The sequence below is a fragment of the Variovorax sp. GW823-FHT02B07 genome, from assembly GCF_058797695.1.
On sequence record NZ_JBXAJX010000001.1, the window covers coordinates 1,385,132 to 1,398,434 of the forward strand.

A 13,303-nucleotide genomic window follows, 5' to 3' on the forward strand; every position below is an offset into this window, starting at 1 on the left:
GCGCCACTTTGTAGTCAAAACGTATGCAAAATGATTACAAAATACCGACCCGTCAGGTCTTATTGATTACATTTGGAGTGCTTTCATGCTCAAGCTCGCAGTCGCCGCGGCGGCCACCGCCACCCTCGTTTTCGCATCCGGTTCGGCCCTGGCTGACACCGCCGGTGCCAGCTTCCAGGTCAAGATGACCATCGTGCGCAGCTGCTCGGTGACCGCCGGCAACGCCTCCGACATCAGCCTGGGCACCTCCGTGCAGCCCACCGCCACCAACCAGACGGGCAACAACACCATCTCGGTCACCTGCTCCAAGACCACGCCCTACACCGTCGGCCTGCTGCCTTCGTCCACCAACGGCGGCACCACCGACGGCACGGGTGCCATGTCGTCCGTCGCCAACTCGGCCACCAACACCGACAAGGTGCCCTACGCGCTGTACTCCAACGCGGGCAACACCATCGTGTGGGGCAACACCATCGGCACCGGCGCCAATGTGGTCGGCGGCACGGGCACCGGTGCGGCGATCACGCACACGGTCTACGCCAAGAACACCAACGCCAACTTCACTCCGGACAGCTACGCCGACACCGTGACGGTGACGGTCACGTACTGAGCCAGAGCTGAATCACCGAGCCAGGGCTGAATCGTGAGACGTGCACTTGCCAACCTCGGACTGTGGGGCGCATGCCTGCTTGGCGGCGGTGCGGTCCAGGCGGCCGGCCTGCAGGTCTCGCCGGTCACCCTGACGCTGGCGCCGACACGGCAGGGCGACGGGCTCTGGCTCAGCAACACGGGAACGGCGCCGCTGGACGCACAGATCCGCGTCTTCCGTTGGACGCAGGTGGACGGGCAGGACCGCATGGAGCCGGCGGACGGACTGGTCGTCAGCCCGCCCATGCTGCAGCTGCCCACCGACGGACGGCAACTGGTGCGCGTGATCCGCAACGGCCCGCCGCCCGCGGGCCCGGCGGAAGAGGCCTACCGCGTGCTGGTGGATGAACTGCCCGTGCCCCAGGCGGCGGGCACCGCGACGGACGGCAAGAAGAGCAACCTGAACTTCGTGATGCGGCACTCGCTGCCCATCTTCGTGTCCCCGGCGGGCGCGGAGCCGGCCCCCGCGCAGTTGCGCTGGAGCCTGCGGCGCGAGGACGGCAAGGCCGTGCTGGAAGTCAGCAACAGCGGCGGGGTGCATGCCCAGCTGGCGGACCTCGTGTTCACCGGCGCGGACGGCCGCGCCGTCGCCGCCTACACCGGCCTGCTGGGCTACGTGCTGCCCGGCGCCACCATGCGCTGGCCGCTGAAGACGTCGCCCGCCGCCCTGGCCGGCGCAGGTCGCTGGCAGGTCATGATCGATGGCAGAACGACGGACGCCAACCTCGCGCCGCTGGCGCGCTGAGCGGGCCGGGTTCGCTGCGAGGGCCTTGCTGGCTCCGTTTGCGCTGGCCCTGACTGCGCTCCCCGCCCACGCAGCGCCCGCCGCGCAGTCCGTGCCGGGGGCCATGACGCTGTACCTGGAGGTCAGCCTCAACGGCATGGCGCGCGGGCTGCACCCGTTTCGCCTGCAGGCCGGGGCCTTGTCGGCCTCCCGCGCGGTGCTGCGCGAACTGAGTTTCTCCCTGCCCGACAACGGCGCCGAATGGCTGCCCCTGCGCGACCTGCCCGGGCTCGTGGCCGACTACGACGCTGCGCGCCAGCAACTGAGCCTGACCGCGCCGCTGGCGATGCTGCAGCTGCCCACGGCCACCGTGGGGCAGGCGGCAGTCACCGCGCAGCCCCTGAGCACGTCCACCGGTCTGCTGCTGAACTACGACCTCTATGGCACCCAGGGCAGGGGCGGCAGCGCCAGCCTGAGCGCCTTCGGCGAGCTGCGCGCGTTCCGTGGCGCCAGCGTGCTCAGCACCACCTGGCTGATGCAGCGCACGCACGACACCCAGGGCTGGAAGGACCAGTCCGTGCGCATGGACAGCACCTGGAGCATGGCCTTCCCCGACAGGATGCTCACCCTGCGCGTGGGCGACACGCTCACCGGCGCCGTGCCCTGGTCGCGCGCCACGCGCATCGGCGGCATCCAGCTGTCGCGCGACTTCGGCCTGCAGCCTTACCGGCAGACCGCACCGCTGCCCAGCTTCATCGGCTCGGCGACGATGCCTTCGGACGTGGAACTGTTCATCGACGGCATTCGCCAGTACAGCGGCCAGGTGCCGGCGGGGCCCTTCCAGCTCAACGCGCTGCCGCGCATCAACAGCACGGGCACGGCGCAGGTGGTGGTGACCGACGCGCTGGGCCGCGCCGCCACGCTGAGCTTCTCGCTCTTCGACAGCAGCCGCCTGCTGGCGCCCGGGCTGAGCGACTGGACGGTGGACCTGGGCGTGGTGCGCCGCAACTACGGCCTGCGCTCCTTCGACTACGGCAAGCAGCCGGTGCTGACCGGCACCTGGCGCCGCGGCCTCAGCGACAGCTTCACGGTGGAAGCGCATGGCGAAGTGACGCGCGGACTGGCGCTGGCCGGTGCCGGGGGCGTGTGGCAACTGGGCGGCGCGGGCACGCTGTCGGCGGCGCTGGCGGGCAGCCGGCACGACGCCGACACCCCGGGCGGCAGCCGCAGCGGCACGCAGACCAGCCTGGGCTACCTGTGGCGGCAGGAGCGCCTGTCGGTGGGCCTGAACGGCACCCGCACCCAGGGCGACTACCGCGACGTGGCCACGGCCTACGGCTCGGCCCCGGCCAAGGGCAGCGCCAGCGCGAGCGTGGGCTACGACATGGGCGGCCTGGGCAACGTCAGCGTGAGCTACCTCTACCTGCGCCCGGTCGGGCAGAACGCGTCGCGCTACGCCAGCGTGAACTGGTTCCGTTCGATCGGGCGCACGACCTCGGTCTCGGTGGGCATGAACCAGAACCTGGACAAGCGCAGCGACCGCGGCATCTTCGTCGGCCTGAGCTGGTCGTGGGACGCACAGACCAGCGTGAGCGCCGGCGTGCAGCGCAGCGGCGACCAGGGCACGGTGGGCACCGTCAGCGCGCAGCACTCCCCCCTCGGCGACGGCGGCTGGGGCTGGCGCGCCACCGCGCGCACGGGCGGCGGCACGACCGGCGGGCAGGCCGAAATCAACTACCTGGGTCCCTACGGCCGCGTGCAGGCCGGCGTGAGCGAGATGGGGGGCGGCCGCGCCAGCCGCTACGCCTATGCGGGCGCCAGCGGTGCGCTGGTGCTGATGGGCGGCGGGGTGCTGGCCGCGCGGCGCATCGACGACGCCTTTGCCGTGGTGGACACCGACGGCGTGGCCGGCGTGCCCGTGAAGCTCGAGAATCGACCGGTGGGGCAGACCAACTCGCGCGGGCTGCTGCTGGTCGTGCCGGTGAACGCCTACCAGAACAACAAGCTGGCGATCGACCCGATGGACCTGCCCGCCGACGTGCGCATCGAGCGCGCCGAGAGTCTCATCACCCCGGCCGGCCGGTCGGGCGCGCGGGCGCATTTCGGCATCACGCCCGTGCGGGCCGCCCACGTGGCATTGATGGACGCGCAGGGCCAGCCCTTGCCGCTGGGCAGCCGCGTGCAGGTGAACGGGCAGGAGGGCGGTGGCGCGGTGGTGGGCTACGACGGCTGGGTGTACCTGGACACGCTCGACGTGCGCAACACGCTGGCCGTGCGCGCGCCCGACGGCGCGGTGTGCCGGGCGCAGTTCGACTGGCGGCGTCCCGAGGGGGGTGGTTTGCAGAAAGAGCGGTTGACATGTGGACGTTGAGATTCGTGAAACTGGCGCTGGCGCTCTCGTGGCTGCTGGGCATGGGCGCGGCGCATGCCGACCCGAGCTGCTGGGTCGCCAGCCAGCCCAGCTTCGCTTTCGGCACCGTCACGGCGTCGGCGGCGACGGACACCACCGCCACGGTCGGCTTCGCCTGCCAGAACGACACCGGCCAGACGATGTACATGAACTACTGCGTGTACGTCTACCAGGGCAACGAGATCGCCGGCTACGCGCCGCGCTACATGACCAACTGGAACGGCTCGCAGATGGCCTACAACATCTATTCCGATGCGGGCCGCAGCAGCATCGTCGGCCCACCGCCGGGCGGCGGCACCTACAGCAGTGCGGCGGGCGTGTTCGTGCTGCCGGCGAGCGGCGGCAACGTCGCGCTGAACATCCCGCTGTACGGCCGCGTGCCGTCGGGGCAGTCGCTGGCTGCGGGCAGCTACCAGGCCAACATCTACAACTCCCAGGTCGTCTGGGGCATGAAGAGCGGCAACGCCCCCGGCAGTTGCAACGCGAGCTCGGCCAAGTACACCGGGGTGACGAATTTCTACACGCAGGTCACGGCCACCTACTCAAGCGCCTGTGCCGTCAGCGTGACGGCCACCGACCTGGACTTCGGCAGTGCCAGCTCGCTGGCGTCCGCGGTCGACGGCGCGGCCGCCATCACCATGGCCTGCCCGCCCAGCACCGCCTGGAAGGTGGGGCTGAGCAATGGCGTGAACGTGACGGGGACGCAGCGGCGCATGGCGGGCGGCACCGGCGACTACATCCGCTATGAGTTGTACCGCGATGCCGCGCGCTCGCTGCGCTGGGGCAATGCCGCAGGCACGGACACGGTCGACGGCAGCGGCAACCCCGGCAGCGCCATCCCGGTCTACGGGCGGGTGCCGGCGCAGACCAATGTGGCGCCGGGCAGCTACAGCGACACGATCACGGTCACCGTGACTTACTGAGTCGTCATCACCCCAGGGCCGGGGCTGCGCATCAGATCGGCGCGTACGCGCCCGTGCCGCCCGGCCAGGCCGTCAGCACCTCGTACCCGTCTGCCGTGACCGCCACCATGTGCTCCCACTGCGCGGACAGCGAGCGGTCCTTGGTCACGACGGTCCAGCCGTCGGCCAGTTGCTTCGTTTCGGCGCGGCCCGCGTTGAGCATCGGCTCGATGGTGAAGACCATACCCGGCTCGAGCACGAGGCCCGCCCCGCGCCGCCCGAAGTGCAGCACCTGCGGTTCGTCGTGGTAGATGCGGCCGATGCCGTGTCCGCAGTATTCGCGCACCACGCTGAAGTGCTCGCGCTGCGCGACCGACTGGATCGCGTGGCCCACGTCGCCCAGCGTCGCGCCGGGCTTCACCTGGCGGATGCCGGCGCACAGGGCTTCGTAGGTCGTCTCCACCAGCCGGCGCGCCAGCACGCTGGGCGCACCGACGAAGAACATGCGGCTGGTGTCGCCGAACCAGCCGTCCTTGTTGACGGCGACGTCGATGTTGACGATGTCGCCCGCCTTCAAGATCTTGTCGGCCGAGGGGATGCCGTGGCACACCACCTGGTTCACCGAGGTGAGGATGGTCTTCGGATAGCCCAGGTAGCCCACGTTGGCGGGAATGGCGCCTTGCACCTTCACGATGTGTGCGTGGCAGAGGCGGTCGAGCGCTTCGGTGCTCACGCCGGGCACGACGTGGGGCTCGATCATGGCCAGGACCTCGGCGGCCAGCTGTGCGGCGCGCCGCGCCATCACCAGCTCTTCGGCGGACTTGAGTGGAACGTCGTGTGCCATCGTCAGTGCTTGCCGTTCGCGGGGGCGCGGGGCTTGCCCGGTGGCGCCGCAGTGACTGTCGCGGCAATGTCCAGCCCGCCCGAAAGCTCGGCCTGGATCAGCAGCTGACAGACCTCCCGGTAGTCGAGGTCGGGATGCATCTCGGTCAGCATGCCGACCCGCATCCAGTGCTCTGCCTGCGCATTGATCGACCGGCTGAGGGCGTTGCCCGCCACGCGCAGGTTCTCGTGCATCAGGTCTGAAATCTTGACGATGCCCATGGGCCACCTCTGTATGAAACGTATATGGATTGTATGCGTTTCATATGGCCCGGTGTTTTGGGTGGACTACGCGCTCTTGTCCCGCGCGATCAGCAGGTTGCGCGCTTCCGTTAAGAGCGGCTTCACGGTCTCAAAGGTCGCGGCGCTCGGGTTGATCACGCTGACCCAGTGCATCTTTGCGTACACCGGGTGCGGCATCAGCCGGTCGATCGCGGTGTAGTCGATGTCGACTGGTGGCTGCTCGCCGAACAGCGCACGAAAGCTCTCCTTGCCCACGCCGACGTTCAGGCGGAACACGCCGGGCCGGTTCAGCTTCGAGGCGCTGTCGAACTCGTTGTCCTTCGTCACGATCGTGGCGAAGGGGAACTTGTTGTCCGCGCCGTGGAAGAAGAAGGTGTTGTCGTGGGCCACTTCGAAATGGCCGCCGCCGAGCATGTCGATGAGGTGTTGGGTGATGTCGTCTTCGGTCATGGAGGTCAGTTGAAGATCAAGGCTTCCAGCGCCGCAGCCCGAGCTCGTCGGCCAGTGCCTGGTAGGCCTTGATGCGCGCCTGCACGTAGTCGTCGAGCGCGGCGCCGGTGAGCGCGAAAGGATAAAGGCCGTGCCGTTCGCGCAGCGCCGCGTAGCCCGGCGCGGCCGTGGCCTCGGCGAAGGCGGTGGTCCAGGCGCGCACGGCGGCGTCGGGCACGTTGGCGCTCAGGTAGACGCCGCGCACGGTCGGCCAGACGATGTCCGCGCCTTGCTCGCGCGCGGTGGGCACGCCGGTGAGCGCGCCGCCCAGCCGCGCTTCGGACAGCACCGCGAGCAGGCGCAGCGGCGCGCCGCCGGCGATGGCCTGCAGCGCCTCGGCGGCGTCGCCGGGGAACGCGTCGACGTGCTTGCCCTGCAGCGCGCCCAGCGCATCGCCGCCGCCTTCGAAGGACACGAAGCGCATCGCCTTCGGCGCGCCGCCGGCCGCGCGCACCAGCAGCGCGGCCTTCACCCAGTCCTGGCTGCCGACCGTGCCGCCCGCGCCGAAGACCACGCGCGACGGGTCCTGGCGCAGCGCGGCGATCAGGTCCTGCAAACGGCGATACGGCGAGTCGCGGTGCACGGCGACCACGCCGTAGTCGGTGCCCAGCGTGGCGATCCAGCGCACGGCCGAGGGCGGGTGCGGCCCGAAGCGGCCCTGCGCGAGGTTGAGCAGCGAGCCGCTCGAGAACGCGACCAGCGTGCCCGGCCCGCCGAGCTGGCCGCTCGCGATGCGGTCGAAGGCGACGGCGCCGATGCCGCCCGGCAGGTAGCGCTGCGCAAGCGGCGTGCGCGCGGGGCGCACGGCCTGCAGTGCATCGCGTGCGAGGGCGCAGGTCAGCGCGAAGCCGCCGCCGGCCTTGGCGGGAATCACGCATTCCGCCGGGCCTTCGGACACATCGCCCGCGGCCGCCGTCGCCTGCAGCGCGACAGGCGCGAGCCACGCGGACAGCGCGCGCAGCGCATGGCGACGGGTGAAGGCGAAGGGGCGTGGCATCGAAGGGAAGGACGGCGGCGGTTCACCCCGCAGGCCGGGGCCACCAGATGATGGCATGCAGGCCCGGCCCCGCGCCGCGCGCTTCGAGCCGCAAATCGCCGCGGTGCCGCTGCGCGATGGAACGCACGATCGCCAGGCCGAGCCCGAAGCCGCCCTGGTCCGCGCGCGTGCCACGCCGGAAGCGCTGGCCCAAGGTGGCGCGCTCGTCCTCGCTCAGGCCGGGGCCGTCGTCTTCCACGTTGAGGCTCCAGCCCGCGGCGTCGCCGGCCGCGAAGAGCGTGATCGTGCCGGCCGCCGGCGTGTAGGCGATGGCGTTGGCCACGAGGTTGCTCAGCGCCTCGCGCAGCAGGCCCCGGTCGCCCACCGCCTGCAGCTCGGGCGAGGGCGCATGGATGCCCAGGTCGATGCGCTTGGCGCGCGCCAGCGGCAGCAGGTCGACCGCCACTTCGCGCAGCAGCTCGGCGGTGTCGAATTCGGCCGGTGCCACGGCCACGGTGTCGCTGCGGCCCAGCGCCAGCAGCTGCTGCGCGCTGCGCGTGGCGCGGCCGATCTCGGCGCCCAGCGCATCGAGCGCGGCGCGCACCTGCGCCGGGTCGTCCTCGCGGCGCGCGTAGTCGGCCTGCATCTGCAGCGTGGTCAAGTGCGTGCGCAGCTGGTGCGAGGCGTCGTCCAGAAACTGCCGTTGTTGTGCGACCAGTTCCTGCGTGCGCGCCATCTGCTGGTTCACGGCGGCCACCAACGGGCGCACCTCGGCGGGCAGGTCGGTCTCGGCGATGCGCGTGAGGTCGTCGGGCGTGCGTGCCTGGACCTCGCGCGCCAGCCGCGAGAGCGGTCGCAGCGCCGCCGCCAGCGCCAGCGCGGTGCCGCACAGCAGCATCGCGAGGATCAGCCCGTCGCGCAGCGCGGCGCTGCGCACGAAGCGGCTCGTGAATTCCTGGCGCGAGCGCGTGCTCTCGCCGACCTGGATCAGCACGCTGCGCCCGGTGCTGCCGGCCGGCGCGCGGTCCAGGTCGCGCCGATAGGCCGCGAGCCGCACGGCCTCGCCGAAGTAGGTGGCGTCGTAGAAGGCCGGCACGCCCATCGGCGGCTCGACGGGCGGCGCGGGCAGGTCGGCACTGCCCAGCTCCACCAGCCCGTCGGAGGTCGCGACGCGAAAGAACACCTGCCCGCTGGCCGTGAGCTCGAAGAACTCGAACATCGTGTACGGCAGCTCGACCGACAGCCCGCCCGAGGCCGTGGAGATGTTCGCGTCGATCGACTTGAGCGCGCCGAGCAGCGAGCGGTCGTACGCGGCGTTGGCGGCGGCCAGCGCGTCGTGCCGCGTCATCCACAGCTCGATGCCCGTCACCAGCAGCAGGGCGGGGAACAGCAGCAGCGCGAGCCGCTGCCACAGGCTGGTGCGGCGCAGGCGGTCGGTGAAGCGGCGCAGCGCGCTCACTCAGTCCGCTTCCAGCACGTAGCCCAGGCCGCGCAGTGTGACGATGCGCACGCCGCTGCCGTCGAGCCGCTTGCGCAGCCGGTACACCAGCACCTCGATGGCTTCGAGGTGCACCTCGTCGTCGTCGGAGAACACGCGGTCGAGGATCTGCTGCTTCGACAGCGGCTCGCCGCTGCGCTGCACCAGCGCGCGCAGCACCGCCTGTTCGCGCGGCGACAGGGCGAGCGCCTCGCCGCCCAGCGTGAACTGCCGGCGTGCGCCGTCGTACACCAGCGGCCCGCAGGCCAGGCGCGGATGCTCCACGCCGCGCGCACGGCGCACCAGCGCGTGCAGCCGCGCTTCGAGTTCGGCCAGCGCGAAGGGCTTGGCGAGGAAGTCGTCGGCGCCCGCGTTGAGGGAGGCGACGCGCTCGTCCAGCGAATCGCGCGCCGTGAGGATCAGCGCCGGCAGCCGCTGGTCGCGTTCGCGCAGCCGCTGCAGCACCGTGTGGCCGTCCATGCCGGGCAAGCCCAGGTCGAGCACCAGCGCGTCGTGGTCGCGCTGCTGCAGGGCCCGGTCGGCCAGCCGGCCGTCGTCCACCCATTCGACCTGGATGCCCGCATGCTCCAGCGCCTTGCAGAGCCAGGTGCCCAGGGTGTGTTCGTCTTCGGCCAGCAGGATGCGCATGGCGCCGATGCTAGGGCCTGTACCGGTCAATCAGGCTTGATGTTTGCCCTTGCGATGACCTTTTGCCAGCGGTTCTGTTCTGCGGTGATGAACTGCGCGAACTGCTCCGGCGTGCCGCCCACGGCCTCGGCCGCATCGGCCGTGAGGCGCTGCATCGAGTCGGGCGATTTCACGGCCTTCATGGTCTCGGCCGAGAGCTTGGTCATCTGCGCGGGCGTGATGCTGGCCGGCGCGAGCATGCCGTACCACTGCGTCATCTCGAAGCCGGGGAAGCCTTGCTCGGCCACGGTCGGCACGTCGGGCAGCTGTGCCAGACGCTTGGCCGAGCCGGTGGCGATGCAGCGCACCTTGCCGGCCTTGATGAACGGAATGATCGCCGCCGCGCCGATGGCCGAGGCGTCGAGCCGGCCCGAGAGCAGGTCGGTCACCATCGGGCCGGTGCCGCGGTAGGGCACGTGCAGCATGAACACGTCGGCCGTCATCTTCAGGTACTCGAAGGCCAGGTGGCCCGCGCTGCCGTTGCCGGCCGAGCCGTAGCTGAGCTTGCCGGGCTTGCTCTTGGCGTAGGCGATGAATTCCTTGAGGTTCTTCGCCGGCACGTCGGGGTGCACCACGTACAGGCTGGGCACCTTGGCCAGCAGGCTCACGGGCTTGAAGTCCTTGTTCGCGTCGTAGGGCAGCTTGGCGAAGATGTAGGGGTTCACGGCCAGCGTGCCGATGTGGCCGAGGATCAGCGTGTGCTGGTCGGTGGCGCGCGCCACTTCGCTCATGGCGATGTTGCCGGCCGCGCCGGGCTTATTGTCGACGAACACGCTCTGGCCCAGCGTGCGCGACAGCTCGGCGGCGGTGGAGCGCGCCACGATCTCCGAGCTGCCGCCCGGCGCGAAGGGCACGACGAAGCGGATCGACTTGCTGGGCCAGGCGTCTTGCGCCGAGGCCATCGAAGGCAGCAGGCCGCCGAGGGTGAGGGCGCCGCCGGCTTGCAGCCAGTGGCGGCGGCTCAGGGGAACGTCGGTGGGGAAGCGGTCGGACATGGCTTGTCTCCAGTGTTTTTTGGATGGAAGCCCGCATCCTGCCGGGCGGATGCTGTCGGAATGCTGTCAGTGCCTCAGATCAGGTTGCGCATCGCCTGCGCCGTCTCACGCAGCACCGGCAGCACACGGGCCACCGCGTCTTCCGAACTCTCGTGCCCCATCGGCATCGTGATGTTGAGCGCGCCCACCAGCGTGCCGTGGCGGTCGCGCAGCGGCACGGCGATGCCGCGCGAGTTCAGGTCGAGCTGCTGCTCCGACAGCGCCCAGCCCTGGGCGCGGATGCGTGCCAGCTCGAGCTTCATGCGCTCCATGCTCGCGATGGTGTGCGAGGTGAACACCGTGAGCTGGCGCGTGGCCAGCCAGTCGTTCAGCTCGGCGTCGCTGCGCAGCGCCAGCATCAGCATGCCCGAGGCCGTCACCTGCGCCGGCACGCGCGCGCCGAGCACGTAGCCGGTGCTCATGCTGCGGTTGGGACCGTTGCGCGCGATGTAGACCACCTCGTCGCCGTCCATCACGCTGAGGTAGGCGATCTCGTTGGTGCCGGCCGCCACGCGTTGCAGAAAAGGCTGCACCACGCGCGGCAGGCGGGCCGATTCGAGGTACGACTGCCCCAGGCGCAGCACGCGCGGCGTGAGCCAGAACAGCTTGCCGTCGCTGGCCACGTAGCCCATGTGCTGCAGGGTGAGCAGGTAGCGCCGCGCGGCGGTGCGCGTCATGTTCGTGCGCTGGCCGGCCTGGCTGGCCGTGAGGCGCGGGTTGGCGTCGTCGAAGGCCTCGATGATGCTCACGCCGCGCTCCAGCCCGGCGATCCAGTCGCGCTTGTCCAGGCCGGCGGGCGGCGTCGAGTCGTCGGGGCTGGTGCTGTTCATGGGCGGAAGTGTGCCCGCGTCCGGCGCGGTGGCGAGGCCCGAATGGCTAAGTAAAAACCCGCAATTTGATCGATTAACGAACTTGAAAGATCGATCATCGAGCGTTTTGCGTCTCGTATGTCAGCAGGCCGCGCGCGAAGGGACTATAAAGCCCGCTGTTCCGCCCCGAAACGAGCGATTGACGAACGGAAGCACGCCCATGAGCCCATTCATCACCGGCAGCACCCAGGCCTACCTCATCCCCGGCGACCCGGTCCGCAACGTGCGGCTGCCGCGCATGTTCAACGTGGCCTTCGCGCGCTACGGCATCGACGCGGTGCTGGTGCCCATGCAGGTGCCGGTGCGCGACTTCGCGGTGTTCATGAAGTCGGCCTTCCTGGCGCGCAACGTGCGCGGCATGGTGATCGCGCCGCCGCACAAGCCGCGCGTGGTCGACCTGCTCGACGGCTGCGGCCTGTTCGGCCGCGTGGCCGGCTCGGTCAACGTGGTGCGCCGCACCGAAGGCGACCAGCTCGAGGGCGACCTGTTCGACGGCGAGGGCCTGATCGGCGCGCTCGATCGCTGCAACGTGCCGTTTCGCGGCAAGCGCGTGCTGATCCTGGGCGCGGGCGTGAGCGCCGCGGCCATCGGCGTGGCGCTGGCCGAAGGCGGCACGGTGAACGGCGCCGAGCACATCGCCTTCTTCGACACCGCCTCCGGCAAGGCCGCGGGCGTGGCCGCCAAGCTCGACGCTTTCTTCGATGCGACCGTGGTCGCGGTCGACAGCAACGCGCCCGAGGGCTACGACCTCGTCATCAACGCCACACCGCTGGGCCTGGCCGAAGACGACGCGCTGCCGCTGGACGTGGCGCGCATGGAACCGCACGCGGCGCTGTTCGACATCCTGCTGCGCAACCAGCCCACGCCGCTGGTGCGTGCGGCGCGGGCGCGCGGCCTGAATGCGCAGGCCGGCTTCGAGATGCTGGTGCAGCAGATGCCGCACTACTTCCGCTACTTCGGTCACATCGACGCGGCGGATGCGATGCAGGCCGACGCCGACTTTTTGCGCGAGCTCATCTATCCGCCGGCGATGCACGCTGAGATCGCAACGCCATTGCGCTACCAATCCCCGAGCGTGGCCTGACCCCGTACCTTCCTGAACAAGACGACTCCCATGATCTCCGGCAAGACCACGCTCATCGCCCACATCGGCTACCCCACCGAAGCCTTCAAGGCGCCGATGATCTACAACCCCTGGTTCGACAAGCAGGGCATCGACGCGGTCGTCGTGCCCATGGGCGTGAAGCCCGAGGACTACGCGGTGTCGCTCGCGCAGATCTTCAAGTTCTCGAACCTGCGCGGCGCGTTGGTGACGATGCCGCACAAGGTCAGGACGATGTCGCTGGTCGACGAGGTCACGCCCACCGCGCGCGTCGCGGGCGCCTGCAACGCCGTGCTCAAGCGGCCCGACGGCAGCCTGCTGGGCGACCAGTTCGACGGCGCAGGATTCGTGCGCGGCGTGGAGCGCAAGGGGCGCCTGTTCAAGGGCACGCGCGTGCTGGTGTCGGGCACGGGCGGTGTCGGGTCGGCCATTGCGGCTTCGATCGCGGCAGCCGGCGCGGCCGAGCTGATGCTGTTCGACATGAGCGATGCCTCGGCGCAGGCGCTGGCCGCGCGGCTGCGCGAACACTATCCGCAGATGAAGGTCACCACCGGCTCGAAGGACCCGGCGGGCTTCGACATCGTCGTCAACGCCACGCCGCTGGGCATGAAGGACACCGACCCGCTGCCCTTCGACGTGGACCGCATCGCGCCCGAGACCTTCGTCGGCGAGGTCGTCATGAAGACCGAGTACACGCCGCTGCTGCAGGCCGCCAAGGCCAAGGGCTGCCAGGTGCAGGTCGGCACTGACATGCTGTTCGAGATGATCCCAGCCTACCTTGAGTTCTTCGGTTTCGGCACCGCCTCGCCCGAAGAGCTGCGCGCCGTTGCGCAATTGAAATACTGAAAACACCGGAACAC

General features: G+C 70.2%; 14 protein-coding genes. 6 read left to right on the forward strand and 8 right to left on the reverse strand.

Features of this window, described 5'->3' with window-relative positions; genetic code table 11:
• The first annotated feature begins 85 nt into the window (after nucleotides 1-85).
• The 4 genes from AC1RGU_RS06510 (at nucleotide 86) to AC1RGU_RS06525 (ending at nucleotide 4,705) form a co-directional block, all read left to right on the forward strand.
• Nucleotides 86-610 carry a Csu type fimbrial protein gene (locus tag AC1RGU_RS06510; RefSeq protein WP_492695500.1) on the forward strand — a complete coding sequence of 175 codons (525 nt, stop codon included), beginning with the start codon at nucleotides 86-88 and terminating at the stop codon, nucleotides 608-610.
• Between the two features lie 33 nt (nucleotides 611-643).
• Nucleotides 644-1,393: a fimbrial biogenesis chaperone gene (locus AC1RGU_RS06515; RefSeq protein WP_492695501.1), complete on the forward strand. Its 750-nt coding sequence runs from the start codon at nucleotides 644-646 to the stop codon at nucleotides 1,391-1,393.
• Between the two features lie 103 nt (nucleotides 1,394-1,496).
• On the forward strand, nucleotides 1,497-3,743 hold the full coding sequence (locus AC1RGU_RS06520; protein WP_492695503.1) for a fimbria/pilus outer membrane usher protein: 2,247 nt from the start codon (nucleotides 1,497-1,499) through the stop codon (nucleotides 3,741-3,743).
• Entirely contained in the window at nucleotides 3,731-4,705 is a 975-nt protein-coding gene (locus tag AC1RGU_RS06525; RefSeq protein ID WP_492695505.1) for a Csu type fimbrial protein, read from the forward strand. Before AC1RGU_RS06520 ends, AC1RGU_RS06525 begins: the two co-directional genes overlap by 13 nt.
• A gap of 31 nt (nucleotides 4,706-4,736) precedes the next feature.
• On the opposite strand, the gene map is transcribed toward AC1RGU_RS06525, so the two are convergent.
• The 8 genes from map to AC1RGU_RS06565 all read right to left on the reverse strand — a co-directional run bounded on the left by map (nucleotide 4,737) and on the right by AC1RGU_RS06565 (nucleotide 11,302).
• Nucleotides 4,737-5,528: a type I methionyl aminopeptidase gene (gene map, locus AC1RGU_RS06530; protein ID WP_307694061.1), complete on the reverse strand. Its 792-nt coding sequence runs from the start codon at nucleotides 5,526-5,528 to the stop codon at nucleotides 4,737-4,739.
• 2 nt (nucleotides 5,529-5,530) lie between these two features.
• Nucleotides 5,531-5,788: a ParD-like family protein gene (locus tag AC1RGU_RS06535; RefSeq protein WP_492695508.1), complete on the reverse strand. Its 258-nt coding sequence runs from the start codon at nucleotides 5,786-5,788 to the stop codon at nucleotides 5,531-5,533.
• A 66-nt stretch (nucleotides 5,789-5,854) separates the two neighbouring features.
• On the reverse strand, nucleotides 5,855-6,259 hold the full coding sequence (locus AC1RGU_RS06540; protein WP_492695510.1) for a DUF6194 family protein: 405 nt from the start codon (nucleotides 6,257-6,259) through the stop codon (nucleotides 5,855-5,857).
• Nucleotides 6,260-6,275: 16 nt separating this feature from the next.
• On the reverse strand, nucleotides 6,276-7,295 hold the full coding sequence (locus AC1RGU_RS06545; RefSeq protein WP_492695512.1) for a Bug family tripartite tricarboxylate transporter substrate binding protein: 1,020 nt from the start codon (nucleotides 7,293-7,295) through the stop codon (nucleotides 6,276-6,278).
• A gap of 22 nt (nucleotides 7,296-7,317) precedes the next feature.
• Nucleotides 7,318-8,733, reverse strand: coding sequence for a sensor histidine kinase (locus tag AC1RGU_RS06550; RefSeq protein ID WP_492695513.1), 1,416 nt, complete (start codon nucleotides 8,731-8,733; stop codon nucleotides 7,318-7,320).
• Entirely contained in the window at nucleotides 8,734-9,399 is a 666-nt protein-coding gene (locus AC1RGU_RS06555; protein WP_062482520.1) for a response regulator, read from the reverse strand.
• Between the two features lie 26 nt (nucleotides 9,400-9,425).
• Complete coding sequence (locus AC1RGU_RS06560; RefSeq protein ID WP_492695515.1) at nucleotides 9,426-10,433, reverse strand: Bug family tripartite tricarboxylate transporter substrate binding protein; 1,008 nt, start codon at nucleotides 10,431-10,433, stop codon at nucleotides 9,426-9,428.
• A 74-nt stretch (nucleotides 10,434-10,507) separates the two neighbouring features.
• On the reverse strand, nucleotides 10,508-11,302 hold the full coding sequence (locus tag AC1RGU_RS06565; RefSeq protein ID WP_056573982.1) for an IclR family transcriptional regulator domain-containing protein: 795 nt from the start codon (nucleotides 11,300-11,302) through the stop codon (nucleotides 10,508-10,510).
• 199 nt (nucleotides 11,303-11,501) lie between these two features.
• Here AC1RGU_RS06565 and AC1RGU_RS06570 point away from each other — a divergent pair, with 199 nt between their 5' ends.
• Nucleotides 11,502-12,425, forward strand: a complete 924-nt coding sequence (locus AC1RGU_RS06570; RefSeq protein WP_492695517.1) for a shikimate dehydrogenase family protein — start codon at nucleotides 11,502-11,504, stop codon at nucleotides 12,423-12,425.
• A gap of 30 nt (nucleotides 12,426-12,455) precedes the next feature.
• On the forward strand, nucleotides 12,456-13,289 hold the full coding sequence (locus AC1RGU_RS06575; protein WP_492695519.1) for a shikimate dehydrogenase family protein: 834 nt from the start codon (nucleotides 12,456-12,458) through the stop codon (nucleotides 13,287-13,289).
• Nucleotides 13,290-13,303 lie beyond the last annotated feature (14 nt).

Excerpts from the sequence above, each read along its gene's own strand:
- AC1RGU_RS06510 (WP_492695500.1), top strand. The coding sequence starts at position 86 with ATGCTCAAGCTCGCAGTCGCCGCGGCGGCCACCGCCACCCTCGTTTTC.
- AC1RGU_RS06520 (WP_492695503.1), top strand. The coding sequence starts at position 1,497 with ATGACGCTGTACCTGGAGGTCAGCCTCAACGGCATGGCGCGCGGGCTG.
- AC1RGU_RS06525 (WP_492695505.1), top strand. The coding sequence starts at position 3,731 with ATGTGGACGTTGAGATTCGTGAAACTGGCGCTGGCGCTCTCGTGGCTG.
- map (WP_307694061.1), bottom strand. The coding sequence starts at position 5,528 with ATGGCACACGACGTTCCACTCAAGTCCGCCGAAGAGCTGGTGATGGCG.
- AC1RGU_RS06535 (WP_492695508.1), bottom strand. The coding sequence starts at position 5,788 with ATGGGCATCGTCAAGATTTCAGACCTGATGCACGAGAACCTGCGCGTG.
- AC1RGU_RS06540 (WP_492695510.1), bottom strand. The coding sequence starts at position 6,259 with ATGACCGAAGACGACATCACCCAACACCTCATCGACATGCTCGGCGGC.
- AC1RGU_RS06545 (WP_492695512.1), bottom strand. The coding sequence starts at position 7,295 with ATGCCACGCCCCTTCGCCTTCACCCGTCGCCATGCGCTGCGCGCGCTG.
- AC1RGU_RS06555 (WP_062482520.1), bottom strand. The coding sequence starts at position 9,399 with ATGCGCATCCTGCTGGCCGAAGACGAACACACCCTGGGCACCTGGCTC.
- AC1RGU_RS06560 (WP_492695515.1), bottom strand. The coding sequence starts at position 10,433 with ATGTCCGACCGCTTCCCCACCGACGTTCCCCTGAGCCGCCGCCACTGG.
- AC1RGU_RS06565 (WP_056573982.1), bottom strand. The coding sequence starts at position 11,302 with ATGAACAGCACCAGCCCCGACGACTCGACGCCGCCCGCCGGCCTGGAC.
- AC1RGU_RS06570 (WP_492695517.1), top strand. The coding sequence starts at position 11,502 with ATGAGCCCATTCATCACCGGCAGCACCCAGGCCTACCTCATCCCCGGC.
- AC1RGU_RS06575 (WP_492695519.1), top strand. The coding sequence starts at position 12,456 with ATGATCTCCGGCAAGACCACGCTCATCGCCCACATCGGCTACCCCACC.